This window comes from Synechococcus sp. R55.4, from assembly GCF_047461935.1.
Classification (GTDB): domain Bacteria; phylum Cyanobacteriota; class Cyanobacteriia; order Thermostichales; family Thermostichaceae; genus Thermostichus.
The window spans coordinates 42,289-55,592 of sequence record NZ_JANSIF010000014.1; the positions used below are offsets into that span (position 1 = coordinate 42,289).

10 protein-coding genes and 1 pseudogene are annotated in these 13,304 nt (G+C 56.9%); 3 read left to right on the plus strand and 8 right to left on the minus strand.

Annotated features, from left to right (window positions below; genetic code table 11):
- Positions 1-215: 215 nt before the first annotated feature.
- The 3 genes from NW842_RS05135 to NW842_RS05145 form a co-directional block, all read right to left on the minus strand.
- Complete coding sequence (locus NW842_RS05135; protein ID WP_414417599.1) at positions 216-1,625, minus strand: cytochrome c biogenesis protein; 1,410 nt, start codon at positions 1,623-1,625, stop codon at positions 216-218.
- A gap of 111 nt (positions 1,626-1,736) precedes the next feature.
- A complete protein-coding gene (locus tag NW842_RS05140) occupies positions 1,737-2,486 on the minus strand; it encodes a cytochrome c biogenesis protein CcdA (RefSeq protein ID WP_414417600.1) in 750 nt (249 codons plus the stop codon).
- 68 nt (positions 2,487-2,554) lie between these two features.
- The gene (locus NW842_RS05145; RefSeq protein ID WP_414417601.1) at positions 2,555-3,445 is read right to left on the minus strand and encodes a prephenate/arogenate dehydrogenase; all 891 of its coding nucleotides are present in this window, start codon (positions 3,443-3,445) and stop codon (positions 2,555-2,557) included.
- Positions 3,446-3,955: 510 nt separating this feature from the next.
- Here NW842_RS05145 and NW842_RS05150 point away from each other — a divergent pair.
- Positions 3,956-4,354 (plus strand): hypothetical protein, encoded by a 399-nt coding sequence (locus tag NW842_RS05150; protein WP_414330450.1) that lies wholly within the window; start codon positions 3,956-3,958, stop codon positions 4,352-4,354.
- Here the strand turns inward: NW842_RS05150 and NW842_RS05155 are convergent.
- Positions 4,351-6,294: an ABC1 kinase family protein gene (locus NW842_RS05155; RefSeq protein ID WP_414357462.1), complete on the minus strand. Its 1,944-nt coding sequence runs from the start codon at positions 6,292-6,294 to the stop codon at positions 4,351-4,353. The two genes, NW842_RS05150 and NW842_RS05155, sit on opposite strands and share 4 nt — an antisense overlap.
- Positions 6,295-6,504: 210 nt before the next feature.
- On the opposite strand from NW842_RS05155, the gene NW842_RS05160 reads away from it, so the two are divergent.
- Together NW842_RS05160 and NW842_RS05165 are read left to right on the plus strand one after the other, a co-directional pair.
- Positions 6,505-7,383: a lysostaphin resistance A-like protein gene (locus NW842_RS05160; protein WP_414357463.1), complete on the plus strand. Its 879-nt coding sequence runs from the start codon at positions 6,505-6,507 to the stop codon at positions 7,381-7,383.
- 266 nt (positions 7,384-7,649) lie between these two features.
- Complete coding sequence (locus NW842_RS05165) at positions 7,650-9,776, plus strand: caspase family protein (RefSeq protein ID WP_414417602.1); 2,127 nt, start codon at positions 7,650-7,652, stop codon at positions 9,774-9,776.
- Here NW842_RS05165 and NW842_RS05170 read toward each other — a convergent pair.
- From NW842_RS05170 to NW842_RS05185, 4 genes and pseudogenes are all read right to left on the minus strand, one after another.
- A complete protein-coding gene (locus NW842_RS05170; protein ID WP_414417603.1) occupies positions 9,773-10,444 on the minus strand; it encodes a DUF1614 domain-containing protein in 672 nt (223 codons plus the stop codon). The two genes, NW842_RS05165 and NW842_RS05170, sit on opposite strands and share 4 nt — an antisense overlap.
- Before the next feature lie 134 nt (positions 10,445-10,578).
- On the minus strand, positions 10,579-12,003 hold the full coding sequence (locus NW842_RS05175) for a hypothetical protein (RefSeq protein ID WP_414417604.1): 1,425 nt from the start codon (positions 12,001-12,003) through the stop codon (positions 10,579-10,581).
- Positions 12,004-12,165: 162 nt separating this feature from the next.
- Complete coding sequence (locus NW842_RS05180) at positions 12,166-13,095, minus strand: ABC transporter permease (protein ID WP_414358445.1); 930 nt, start codon at positions 13,093-13,095, stop codon at positions 12,166-12,168.
- Between the two features lie 27 nt (positions 13,096-13,122).
- Positions 13,123-13,304, minus strand: a pseudogene (locus NW842_RS05185) (IS5/IS1182 family transposase); the annotation flags it as partial.

The window sequence follows — 13,304 nt, forward strand, 5'->3', positions numbered from 1 at the left end:
CCCTCTCACTTTGGATGACCCGAGAACATCCCCTCAAACTCAAGCCATGAGCCCGACCCAAGGGATCCCCCTGACTGGCCACTGGATCCCTGCATTGTATACATCCTTCCAGAGAACTTTAGGATGTGGCAAGGAAAATCAAATGAGGGCTTTCAACCTCATGGGATCCCTATTGGGCAGGAGATAGAGCTCAGTTTCGGAGGAAAAGGCAGCACCTATCCAATCTCAGCTTCCGCCAGGATCTGGGAAAGAGAGAAGGCGACCTTTTGTTGCTCCACCAAGCGGTCGAATTCTCGCTCGAAAGTAACCAAGGCCCGGTTGGTTTTGCCCCCCAAGTAGAGCCCCGTCTCCGTTTGCAAAGCCCAGATTTGGCTGTAGCTGAAGTAGCTCATCACCACCCCCACCATCAACAGGCCAAATCCGAGATACACCGCAGGGATCCCTGGATCGGATTTAATTTGCAGTCCGGTAGCGCCGATCACCTCATCCAGATACAGAGTGAGGGGGTTGGGGAAGCGTTGGGGAGCGACCTCGTCGAGGGCCAAGCTCATGCCTTGGCGCAGGGATCCCATCCATTGCCCTTCAGTGTCGTAGAGCAGGGCTGTCCCCTGCAAATCCGGCAGCAGCAGCGTGAGTCCCTGGCTCATGTCCGGCTGGGTGGGCACAAAAGCGCCCCAGAGTTTGTTGCCTGCCTCGGTACGCACCGGCACCACCGGGATTTGAAAAGTGGGGCTGTTGTTGATGCGGATGCGGATGCTGTCGATGCTCCAATCGGCTTGGTAAAGGGTCACACCCCGGTAGGAGAGAGGATGGTTGACGGAAATGGTCTGACGTTTGACCTCCTGACCCTGATCCAAGATCGAGAGGTCGGAATAAAACTGCTTGACACGGCCATCGGGAGCGTAGTCAATCCAGAAGCGATTGGCCCGAATTTGCCAGGTAGGCAAGTGAGCGCGAGCCAGATCCCCTGCTCCGGTCAAGTGTTGAATGGAAGCCACGCTGCCGCTGGGAATGAGTTCTTGGGCCTTGAAGCCGCCAATGCTGCCCCAAATCGCCCCCAGCAAGATCAGCAGCATGCTGACATGCACCAAGATGGGGCCGATCCTGCCGATTAACCCCTTGCGGGCGTAGAGGTAATGGCCCTCCTGAAACACCAGATAGCCCTGTCGACGCAACTGCTGCGGCAGCCATTGTAAGGATTGTTGGGGCAGATAAGTCCAAAAGGGCAGGCGCTGAAAAGACTGCGGACGGGTGAGATAGCTCCAACGGCGAGCCACCTTGAGCATTGGCCACTGGCGCGTAAAGGAACAGGCGATAAGGCTGCTGCCGAACAGGATTAAAATAGCCAGAAACCAAGGGGTGCGGTAGACGTGATCCAATCCCAAGTTCAGGATCACCCGCCACGTGAGAAAGCCAAACAGGGCCGGATGCTCCGGATAGTGGGCTTGATAAAAAGCCGCTGTTTCCTCTTGCTCAATTACCGTGCCGGTGGCGCTCAAAACCGCAATCGCCAACAAAAGGCCGATGGCCAGGCGCAGATCCGCCAGCAGCGGCAGCAGCTCATGTCGAAAATACCGCCGCAGCGAGGAAGCCCAGCGGGCAAGCGGGAGAGAGTATATGACCATGAGAAGTTTGTCGGCTCAAGATTCAGATCGCTGCTCTTGCCAGGCAAGGTGCAGTTTTCAACAGGGTGCTGTAGGTGTAGCCCCATCTTAGCCTGCAGCAGCAGGGATCCCTTAGACCCAGGCCGACAGGATCGTTACGCTGCCGAACCCCACCAACATCACCCCACTGGCGTAGGTGAGCCAGCCCGACCAGCGCCGCAAGGCCAACAGTTGCTTCACCGCTCCGGTAAACACCCCCGCCAGGAGCAGGGGAAAGGCCAACCCCAGCCCGTAAGCCAGCAACAGCCCACCCCCTACCCATGGCTGCCCTGTGGTGGAAACCCAAGCCAGCAAAGCCACCAAAACCGGCGTACTGCAGGGAGAGGCCACCAGGCCAAAGGTTAACCCCAGCAACACTGCCCGGCCTAACCTGGGCCATTTCCCGGGGATCTCGAGGCGGTTAAACCCATCGGGAAAACGCAGGGGGATCACCTCTAACAAGTTCAGCCCCATCAAGATGGCAATTCCCCCCGCCACAGTGGGCCCAAAGGATCCCGTTTGTCCGTAAACGCGACCCAGCAAAGCTGCCGACAAACCCAGCAGGGTCAGGGTAAAAGCCACGCCAGCCGCAAAACCCAGGGATTGAGCCCAAACTTGCCGCCGCCCTTCCCCAGCCGTTTCCTCAGAAGCGGGGGTGTAGCCGCCGATGTAGCCGATGGTCACCGGCAGCATAGACAACGTGCAGGGGGAAAGACTGGTGAGCAAGCCCGCCAGACCCACCACCAACAGACTGACGGGAGAAAGGTGCTGCAGTTGAAACTGCACCAGCTCAGTTGCCCATTGTTCTAGGTGGTAAAGCCAGAGCTGAGCCGCATTCAACATAAGCTCAATCTGTCAACATAAGCCCAAGGTAGCATGAAGGATCCCCGAGCCCGTTCAAGATATCTTTGCTATCCATTCCCACCGCCCAGGTTGTGGAGAATTTCGCGAGGATGGTTGACCGGGAACTGCTGCCATTCTTGTTGAGTTCGTTGCAGCACCCGGAGCAATTCGTCCCACTTTTCGCCATCGATCAACCGCTCTATCTGTCGTAACTGGGCTTGGTAGCTGCTCAGGGCAGTCAGCAGCGCCTGCCGGTTGTGGCGGGCCATTTCCAAACCCAATTGCGGGATCCCTCCGCCAACACGGCTGGTATCGCGGAATCCGCTGCTGGCCAAGGTGCGGGCCAATTCCAGAATCGCGGGATCCTCCTCCTGGCTGACGGCTGCGATCAAGCTGGCACTGACCATAACCGGCAAATGGCTGATCCAGGCCACCGCTCGGTCATGGCGGGCGGGATCCGTGAGGACAGCTTCTGCGCCAACAGCAGCAATCAGTTCTTTCACCGCATCGAGAGCCTGAGGTTGGGTCTCGGCGATGGGAGTGAGCACGTAGGGCCGCCCCCGAAACAAGTCAGCTTCTGCCGCTTGGATCCCTTGCAGGCTTTTGCCGGCCATGGGGTGCCCCCCCACAAACCAGGGCCACAATTCGGTTGCCGGAGCAACGATGGGCTGCTTAACCGAGCCGACATCGCTCACCACGGTTTCTGCCGACAAATAAGGCAACAGGGCGGCTAGCGTGGTCAACACCTGCTCCAGAGGGGTACAGATCAGCACCATTTGCGGATCAAAGCGAGCCAACTGGGCCAACTCGGTTCCACAGCCTTGGACAGCACCCCGTTCCAGAGCCTGTTTGCAGGTGGCCGGGTTGCGGCTTATCCCCCAGACGGGATATCCCTTTTCGGTCAGTTTGAGGGCCAGGGATCCGCCAATCAACCCCAACCCGACAATGGCAATGCGCATAGTATCTCAGTAAGCCAGTGAAACTCCTTTTTGGACACCACCAACAACCGCTTCCAGGTGTAGTAGGAGGCTGCTCCCGTAGCTCAGCGATACTCGCCACCGGCGGGCAAGCCTAGTTCCTTCCGAAGCTCCCGCCGCAGCAGCTAAATTCTCGGCCAGGGACTGTCCACTTGTCCATTTTTAAGTCAATATAGGGGTAACATCCGGGCTTGCTTGCCCTGCGGATTCGTGGTAGCCAAACTGGCCTCCGACAGGAAAAACAAGGGCAGGCCTTGGATGTATTGGCAGGAGCTCGGCCCGCTGTGGACTGCTGTTGCGCCGAAGGGATCCCAGCCTTTCGTGCCGGCTCAGCGCAGTTCTTCTTCGCTTACTCAAGAGCAGGTGTCCCTCTTCTCAGCGATTGCTCCAGAACTGTACCCATCGAGCCACTTTCACAGCGGGCTCGGCTTTTGGCCTGCGAGTTCCCGCTTTAACCCCCGTTGGGGAGCACTCTGTCGTTTAGGAGATTCTATGCCTAGTGAACCCAAAACCCGCAAGAGCCGTGAAAGCACTAACCCGCGCCCGCGCGACCGTCGTCGTGAATCGGCCAAAGGGAGCAAAGGGGCAGTCTCAGCCACCCATCTCTCCTTGCCGAAGTTAATTCAAGAGAATGCGGTGCTCCAATCTCGCAGCCAGTTGTTGTTGATGTACAGTGACTTCCAAACCGAAATGCCCAACGATGGCAAAACCGGTGTGGGCACCTGGCTACAGTCTCGACTCAAGGAGCACGGCATGCCCAGCCTGCTGCGTTTTGGCCCCCGCTCCCGCCCCCAGGTTTTCCGCCGCGATGAATTTTCCGAGTGGATTACGCTGGCTCTGGCCTCTGTTAACCCCAACAGCGATACTGCCCCCCAAGAGCACCTGAGCTAGGCCGGAAGGGGAAGTTGAGCGGTAGAAGCAGAGGTTGCTGGCCCAGGGATCCCACCACGCCCGTTGAGGGAAGAGGGTGAACTGGGCTTTTCTGTATCCGGCAATAGCAGGTCGCGGATGAGGCGAGCTGCCGAGCGTTGCAACCAGCGGGAGGCCAATTGACGGCCCAGTTGTTGAGCTTCCGGTTTGGCAGCCACCTTGGCAACAATCGGCAGAAGCTGCAGCGGCTGAAAGCTCGGGTTGCTGCTGAGGAGTTCCCACAGACGCTGCAAATGAGCCAAGCCATCTGAGCCACCCTGGGATCCCGAGCTGGAAAAGAGCACATCCACTAGGCGCTCCCGCAGGAAAGCGCCCCGCTCAGAAAAGATAAAATCAACGGCCTTTTCCAGGGATCCCTGCAGGTCAAAATCCTCGCTGTTGACGGCGTTGCGCAGCAGGTTCTCCAGGCGGTTCCAGCGAAATTGCCCCTGGTTAAACAGCAGCTCCCGCAGAGATACGCGCAGCTCCGGGGCCGGGTCGGTGAGCAGGCGCTGAGCCACGTAGGGATAGGCCACGCTCAACACCTTAAAGTTGGGATCCAGGCCGATGGCAATCCCTTCCAGGGTGAGCAAAGAGCGGATGATCAAGGCGTAGTAGGCGGGAACTCGAAAGGGAAAGTCGTACATCACCCCCGAGAGCCGATCGGTGATGCTCTTGAAATTCAGTTCGGAGACCGATTTGCCCATCGCTTCGGCGAAGACAGCTTCCAGAGCAGGGATGATGGGAGTCAGGTCGGTATCTGGATCCAGGAACTCCAAGTCCACGTAGTCTTGGGCCAGCCCGGCGAAGTCTCGGTTCACCAAATGCACAATCGCCTTGATCAGGCCGTAGCGCTGATGGGGCGCGATGGTGCTCATCATGCCGAAATCGATATAGGCCAGCCGCCCGTCGTACATGGCCAAGAGGTTGCCCGGGTGGGGATCGGCGTGGAAAAAGCCATTTTCCAAAAGCTGCTTGAGGGAGCAATTGACACCGATCTCGATCAAGTGCCGTCCATCCAGCCCCGCAGCAGCGATTTTGTCAACCTGAGTCAGCTTGATGCCATCAATCCACTCCATCGTCAGCACCTTGGTGCGGGTGTACTCCCAGTAAATTCTGGGGGCATAGATGGAGGGGTGACGGTACAGGGCCAGGAACCGCTCGGCATTGCGGCCCTCCTGGGTGTAGTCCATCTCTTCGTAAAGGCGCCCGGCGAACTCATCGACGATGCCTACCAGGTCGCTGCGGATGCGGCGGAAAGTTTTTTTGGCCCACAGCGCCAAGCTGCGAACAATGTACATGTCGAGAGAGATGCGCCCGATCAAATCGGGCCGCTGCACCTTGACGGCGACTTTCTCTCCGGTATGCAAGTAGGCTTGGTACACTTGCCCCAAGCTGGCGGCGGCAATCGGTTCGGGGCTGATTTCTCGAAAGATTTTGTCTACGGGTTTGCCGATTTCCGACTCGATGAGGGCAAAAGCGATGGCATTGTCAAAGGGGGGCAGCTCATCCTGCAGTTTGGCCAGTTCCTCCAGAAACAGGGGCGAAACCAGATCGGGACGGGTGGAGAGGGCTTGGCCGATTTTGATGGCTGTCGGCCCCAATTCCGTGAGGATCTCCCGTAGCCGGGCCGCATGTTTCGGGCGATTCTTCAGTTCTACTCCCCGCCAGCGATCCCAAAACACCCAGGCCAACAAGCCCAAAAAAGGGGTGATCAACTGAAACAGGCGCCGCACCACCAGATCCCAGCGCCCTCGATATTGCTTGGCCAACTGTTCTGGGTCATAACGCAGGCTCAACTCCGGTGCCACTCCCAGATTTGCTGGCGGGATGGTCATAACCGGAGAGTCCGCCGCTGCGGAACCCAAGTTATGCTGCCTCGCTGCTGTTGTCACTACCGGTGTTGACGGTGTTGCGCCCATAGATGCCCCAACGGATTCCGTAACACATCTTAACTTGCTGGCTCAGCCTGGCGACTCTTGGAGGCGGCCACCGGCCTGCTCGATTGGGCTTGAAAAGGCCAGCCAAACCTTCAGAAAAGGATCTTCATCCTCTCCCGGAGAAGGTGACAGCAGCCCACCTACGGGGATCCCCGCCAAACCTAAAATGGGAAAACCGCGATCTCTGCCTTTGTGTCTGGATCCCCCCCTCTGCCGCCTGCCGAGCCGAGTTCGACCGGATTTGCAGCCCTTAAGGCGCGCCACCTGCTGTTGGCCTTCTTGGTGATCAACCTGGGCGTGGGTTTGGGAGCCGTGGCTTTGGCCCAGATGTTGCATCTCCCACCGGATGATCCACTGCTGGCCTACCTGGTCTATTGCTCCACTTTTGTCCTCACCTGTATTTGGAGCTGGCGGCGGGGGCAGCAAGCCCATCTGCAGATGAGGCGGCTGTGGGGCAACTGGCGGGCTGCTATTCCCTGGGGATCCCTGCTGCGGGTGGTGCCGGCTTTGCTGGTGCTCTCCCTGGGCACAACTTTGTTGATGCTCTACCTGGTATCCCTGCCTGCGCCGGAGCTGGCGGAGTCGATGCTGCACTCACTGGGGGAAGAGGATGGAGAAATGGCCTGGCCGCAGGTGTATCAGGGGTTGCGCTGGCTCTCGATTGGGGTGGTGGCCCCCATAACGGAGGAGTGGCTGTTTCGCGGCATCTTGCTACACCGCTGGGGCCTCAAGTGGGGCCTCTCCAGAGGGCTACTGGCTTCTTCTGTGGTGTTCGGCCTGCTGCACCCCAACCCAGTCGGGTTGACGGTGTTCGGCTTGGTGATGGGCCTGTTCTACTTGCAGACTCGCTCCCTGACCTTGCCTGTCTTGGCTCATGCCTTGAACAATCTCTTGGCCTTAGCGCTGGGATCCCTAGGAGGGGGAAGGATGGAACCAGCTGATCCAGTCGGGGCTTTCCACCTCTACTTTGGCCTGTTCTGTCTGGGGATAGCTAGGTTCATTTTGGTTCCCTTCGTCCGCTTCCATTGGCCGGAGCGTGGGGCTTGCTTGCCCTATTTCCTGAACCGCTGAGTATTGACTTCCTCACACTTTCCCTCCTGTCTGACGGACTTGTCTGACAGAAGAGCGCTGCCGTGGGATCCCCATGGGAAGTAGCGGAGGTTTGATTGATAAGGAATGCAAAGAAAACGCCAAAAACTGTCACTCGATCTCGGGAAAAAGCTGTGTGGATGGGGATATCCTGAAATAGGCAGCAACAGATTCCAGTGCAAAGTTTAGCTGTGGCTCGCTGGCCGATGGGGTAGTCGTTGGGCCGGGGGTCAACCCAGAGGGTCAACATGGAAAGGCGGTCTTTTCTGCAAAAACTCCTCCTGGTTGCTGCCGGTCTTGGCCTGTCCCCTGGCTGGTTGAGGGGCCGGGCTGAGCGATATGGGCAAGCTTTGGCGGCTGGCTCCCGCAAGCTGGCTGTTCTCATCGGTATTAACCGCTACCTTGGTGAGGGATCCGCGCTACAAGGGTGTTTGACAGATGTGGAGTTGCAGCGGGAGCTACTCCTCTATCGCTTTGGTTTTGACCCGGCAGACATTCTCACCCTTACCGATGGGGCAGCCACGCCGGCTGGGATCCAATCGGCCTTTGCAGAGCACTTGGGGGGTCAAGGTCACACGGCTGAAACGGTAGTGGTGCAGTTTAGCGGCTATGGCCAGTGGCGGCTGGGATCCGCGCCCAACTGTTGGCAGCCGGTGCTGCTGTTGTCTAGCTCTGAGGGAGTGGCAGCAATGGAGCTAGACAGCTTTTTCCGGCTTTTGGAAGGCTTGGGCACTGCCCAGATCACCACCCTTCTGGACTGTGGCTTTACCTATGTCTCGCCGTCGGTGCGAGGCAACTTGCAACTGCGTTCCCGTCCCCCAGCCGCGATCTCGGACTCCTCGGAGCCGCAGCGGGTTTGGCCGTCTCCGCCCAAGGGCTTGCTGATTTCGGCCACCACTCCCCAGGACTTGGCAGCAGAAGCCGCTTGGCCAGGATTCTATGCTGGGGTACTCACCTATCTGCTGACGCAGTACCTGTGGGAAACCACGCCTGCCACTCGTCTGCTGGTGGCCTTTAACCAAGTGGTTAGCCGGCGAGAGCTGGGCCTATTCGCCTGCCAACGCCCCACCTTGGAAGGCAAAGACACTGCTCGACACATCCACCCCTATTTTCTCATGCCCACACCGGCAGGGGTCAGCGGGGTAGTTCAAGAAGTGAAGGGAAATCGGGCTCAGGTGTGGTTAGGCGGGATCCCATCGGCGGCCCTGTGTGGTTTGCAGCCGGGTACTCTTTTGGCTCCCATTCCCGCCGATCCTTCCGCCTCTTCGCCGACGCCGCTGCTCATGCGTTCTCGCAGTGGGCTGTTGGCTCAGGTTCAGGTGGCCAGCCCGGAAGGGCAGTTTCCCCCTGTGGGCACACCTTTGCGGGAGCAGCTGCGCGGCCTCTCCAGCACGCTCAAGCTTTTGGTTGGCCTAGAAGAGAACCTGGGCCGCATCGAAAAGGTGGATCTGACCAATGCCATTGCCGGCTATAGCTGGATGGAAACGGCCAACCCCCGCGAGCGACAGGTGGACTGTTTGTTGGGCCGCATCACCCCGGAAATGGCCGCTGCTTTTAGGACTCCGTCCCGCTGGCGCGAACGGTCGGACACCCTGCTCAAGCCTCTGGAAGTGAACAGCTACAGCCTGTTCTGGCCGGGGCGAGAATTGCTCCTGAATTCCTGTGGCCCAGCAGGAGAGGCTGCAGCAATGGCCGTCCAGCGGTTAGCTCCCCGTCTTGCCCATCTGCTGGCTGCCAAACGTTTGCGCACCACTCTCAATGCTGTTTCCTCTTCCTTGGCGGTGGTGGCGGAGTTGGCTGTCAAAGGTAGAGCTGCCAAAGCTCCCTCGTTGGCGGCACGCCTTGTCCAGTCCGCAACTTCCGCTCCTGCTGAGGTGGGTATGCAGCGGTTTACGCGAGGGGATCCCTTGCATCTCACCCTTTGCAACAACAGCGATCAGCATCTGTTCGGCTACCTGTTGCTGATCGACCCGACCGGACAACTGCACCTGCTGGCCCCCCTGCCTCAGGACAACTTCACCACACCTCTTCGCTTGGAAGCCAAGAGCAGTTTAACTTTGCCACCCTTGCCGGAGGTCGATGGCGAGCTGCGCTCTGCTGTGAGCTCTGACTTGCTCACCTGTCATGACCAAGGGCTGACGGAGCTGTTGTTTGTGGCCAGCACCCGCCCCCTGTCCGCCAGCTTGGAAGCCCTCAAGGCTATGGCCCGCAAACTGGGGGTAGCCCGTTCGCCGATGTTGCTCAATGGGCCGCTGGAATGGACGCAAACGCTCCTCGAGGAGTTGACTCAGCGTGCCTCCGAAGGGGATCCCGACTTGCGTTGGCTGGATCCCGCCCAATCCATCACCCTTTCCCTTACCTATTTGCTGGTTTAGCTCAGCAGCAGGGCAAACAGGCCGCAGAGGGCAATGCCATCAAAAACCCCGGCCCCACCAATGCTGAGAATGCCAGAGCAGTTGCGCCGCAGGACTTCTGGCAGATGCAGGAGATCTGCCCCGATCACCGTGCCCAAAACTCCACCAGCAAAGGCCACTGCCGGTGCCTGGTCCCCTGCCCAAAACAGAGCGGCTAAGGCTGCCGTAGCCGGGGCAATCAAGGGGTTCATTTGAATGCCGATCCCCGGCACCACGTGGGAAGCATAGTAGCTGACCAAGGTTACCAGCGCCGTCACCGCCAGGATCAGCACGCTGTCGGCCCGCCCAAATTGATATAGGGCCAAGAGCACCGGGATCAACCCCCCGCCCACGTTCAAGGCAATTACCGTCTCCTGAGGGATTTTCGCCAAAGGGATCCCCCAGAATTGCCGCATCCACAGGCTGGCTAAGTCCTCCACCAGCGTCACCTCGCATTTCACTCGATAGAGGGGAATATTGACCGAGCTGCCCACCAGGATGGCCAGCAGCAGTAACAGCGCTCCCTCCCGCGAGAACCCCAGCTTTCCCACCGCCAGCGCCACCACATCCACTGCCAGCCCCAGCCAGAGGAAAGGCAGCAGCAACACCAGCATGAAAAACAACAGCAGCGAGACCGGCAGGTAGAACATGGCAGGGATCCCTGGCGCTCGGGTGTCAGCTCCAGCCTATCAAGACTGAGTGTGATTTTTTCGGGCAAGGTCTGTAACCAGTGGGATCTCTATCCTTTGAATGAGAAATAAGTCTGCAATCGGCTTTACTCAGTCTATAGGCCGAAGATTTTGTTGCGAATATCATGAGCGATTTCAAGACCGGCACGCCAATCTCCAGCAGTCTTAGACAGGGTAATCAAATAACGTCGATCCCCATAAAAGCAAATCTTGATGTGAGGGGATTCTGAAACAAGCTCAAAACCAAAATTCTGAAGCTCTTTTTCGGCACGATTACTCCATTTTCGGTAGTCACGAAACCAGTGGTCTACAAATTCTCTAATGCTTTGGCGGCAACTGTCGCCCTCACATGCATCGTTACTCTGGATTAAGTCTTTAAGGATATGCTGAACTCGACTTTCTTGGTGCACTTGGTTAATTGTCCTGCGTAGAATTTCCAGGATAAAGCTCTTAGCCTCTTGTGGGTAAAAGTCTCTCTCATTTTCTAGCCTTAATACTATATCACATTCTGATAAGATCTGCTCTCTGTAACGTTTATCCCCTTTGCATTGGTACTGCACAGACAGAGTCTTTTGAAAACCTTCTACAATTAAATTAAGAAAATCTCTCTCCTCTTCAAGACTCTTGATCTTTTGGTTCCGGTCTTCTAGTTCTATCTCTAATTCTTGTAGTTTTTCATCTTTCTGTTGAAGCTGGCGTCGCAGATCTGAAAGCTGCCTTTCGTAACTTTGCCGCCACTGTTCTTTCTCCTCAATTTGCTGAAAGAGATCCCTGGCTCTTTGCTCTTGGAGTTGGAGCTTCTCAATCAGGCAGTTTTGCTCAGCTACCCGAGCTTCCAGGCTTGTGACTTGCTCGTTCTTCCGCTGGAGCTGAGCTTGTAGTTCAGAGAGCTGGCTTTCGTAATTGCGTAGTTGCTGCTTCCTTTCTTCTATTTGCTGAGAGAGATCCCTGATTCTCTGCTCCTGGAGCTGAAGCTTTTCAATCGAATGAGCCTGCTGAGCCAGTTGCGCTTTCAGAGCCTGGATTTGCTCATTGCTCTGCTGAAGCCGAGCTTGTAGCTGTGCAAGTTCGTCTTGCTTACTACGCAGCAGATGCTCTTTTTCCTGAACTTGCTGAGACAAATTTGTAGCGGACTGCCGCCATTTTTGCAGATCCACTAACAGTCTTTGGATCTCTTCCTCTTTTTGTGCAGCTTGATTCCCCGGTTCCAGGTTCTCTGCCTGAGCGCTTCGTAGCTGCTCTGGTGCCTGTCTCTGGGTTTCCTCATCCTTCTGTAGAAGCTGATCCTCCGTTTCCTGAAATTGCTCAAAGGAAGGACGAGGCAGCTCTAAGACAACCTGACCTCTTTGAGCCTGGGATCCTGCCAGTGATTTGTTACGCTCTACTTTCTGAGCCGCTACACTGCCAGCTCCTGCTACAAGAGCCACCGTGAGAGCTCTCCTAAAAGCTGGCTGAGGCAGAGAGGCAATGGCGGCAGCCGCGAGAGCAGTAACGATGTGGACGTTAAAGGGCTTAGCCATGACAACAGAGAGCGTTGGGCGAGAAGGAGTTGGAACTAAGGATAACCGCTGATGCCAGAACCGTGAAAGAAATACAAAAATTCTATATAGTATAATATTTTGAGGAGGAGTCCTTTGGAGCTTTGTTAAGTTTCAAAAAATCAGAAGGAAAAACAACGAACTTCACCGTTGCCGCATTTGCGGATCCAAGGCATCTCGCAATCCATCCCCGACAAAATTGATGCTCAGCACGGTCAAAAAAATCATCAGTCCGGGGAAGAAGGCCATGTGGGGCGCTTGCTCCAGGTAATTGCGGGCATCGAAGAGCAATCTGCCCCAAGTGGGCACATCCGGCGGGAACCCCAGCCCCAAGAAGCTCAGCGTTGACTCGGTGATGATCGCCGTCCCTACTGATAGCGTCGCCGCCACAATCACAGGGCTGAGCACATTGGGGAAAATATGCACCCAGATCAGCCGACGGGCCGGAGCCCCAATGGCGCGAGCCGCCAAGACAAAATCCATTTCCCGCACGCTCAAGAAGCTGGCCCGTACCAGCCGCGCCACCGACATCCAATTCAAGCTGCCGATCACCAGCACCACCAGGATAAAAATCCCCGTTTCTGGCCCTGCCAAGCGTCGCAAGCTCTCTCGAAACAGAAAGATCACCAACAACAACAGCGGCAATTGCGGCAAGGAGAGAAACAAATCCGTAAACCGCATCAGGGCCACATCGATCCAACCCCCATAAAACCCCGATATCGCCCCGATCAAGGTGCCCATCGTAATGGCCACCAGCATTGAGGTAATGCCCACTGAAAGCGATACTCGCCCGCCGCGCAACACCCGCGCCAAGACATCTTGTCCCAGGTCGTTGGTGCCAAAGGGATGGGCCCAACTGGGGGGCAGTTGAGAACGAGAAAAGTCGATCTGGCTGGGGGAAGCTGTGTAGATCAGCGGGCCCACCACACATCCCAAGATGATGAGCAGCAAGGTGGCCGTCCCAAACAGGGCCAGCCTATCCCGACGAAAGCGCCGCCAAGCATCCCCCCACAGGGTACGCGGGGGGCGTTCCTGAACGTTGGCTTGAGGGGGAGCAGGGATCGAAGCAGACATCGGACACCTCTAGGTTGTGTTGATCTTTCATTTGAGCCAAAAGAGAGCACTGACGAGATAGAGAAAACTCAAGAAGTTCCTGGCCAATTTGTCAAAACGAGAACATAGATGCCGGTACTGCTTTAACTTATGAAAAAAGCATTCGATTAAATGCCTCTCTTGATACAGATGCTTGTCATAATGCCGCTGCGTCTTTCTATTCCTTTTAG

Excerpts from the sequence above, each read along its gene's own strand:
- NW842_RS05165 (WP_414417602.1), top strand. The coding sequence starts at position 7,650 with ATGGAAAGGCGGTCTTTTCTGCAAAAACTCCTCCTGGTTGCTGCCGGT.
- NW842_RS05140 (WP_414417600.1), bottom strand. The coding sequence starts at position 2,486 with ATGTTGAATGCGGCTCAGCTCTGGCTTTACCACCTAGAACAATGGGCA.
- NW842_RS05170 (WP_414417603.1), bottom strand. The coding sequence starts at position 10,444 with ATGTTCTACCTGCCGGTCTCGCTGCTGTTGTTTTTCATGCTGGTGTTG.
- NW842_RS05150 (WP_414330450.1), top strand. The coding sequence starts at position 3,956 with ATGCCTAGTGAACCCAAAACCCGCAAGAGCCGTGAAAGCACTAACCCG.
- NW842_RS05145 (WP_414417601.1), bottom strand. The coding sequence starts at position 3,445 with ATGCGCATTGCCATTGTCGGGTTGGGGTTGATTGGCGGATCCCTGGCC.
- NW842_RS05175 (WP_414417604.1), bottom strand. The coding sequence starts at position 12,003 with ATGGCTAAGCCCTTTAACGTCCACATCGTTACTGCTCTCGCGGCTGCC.
- NW842_RS05155 (WP_414357462.1), bottom strand. The coding sequence starts at position 6,294 with ATGGGCGCAACACCGTCAACACCGGTAGTGACAACAGCAGCGAGGCAG.
- NW842_RS05135 (WP_414417599.1), bottom strand. The coding sequence starts at position 1,625 with ATGGTCATATACTCTCTCCCGCTTGCCCGCTGGGCTTCCTCGCTGCGG.
- NW842_RS05180 (WP_414358445.1), bottom strand. The coding sequence starts at position 13,095 with ATGTCTGCTTCGATCCCTGCTCCCCCTCAAGCCAACGTTCAGGAACGC.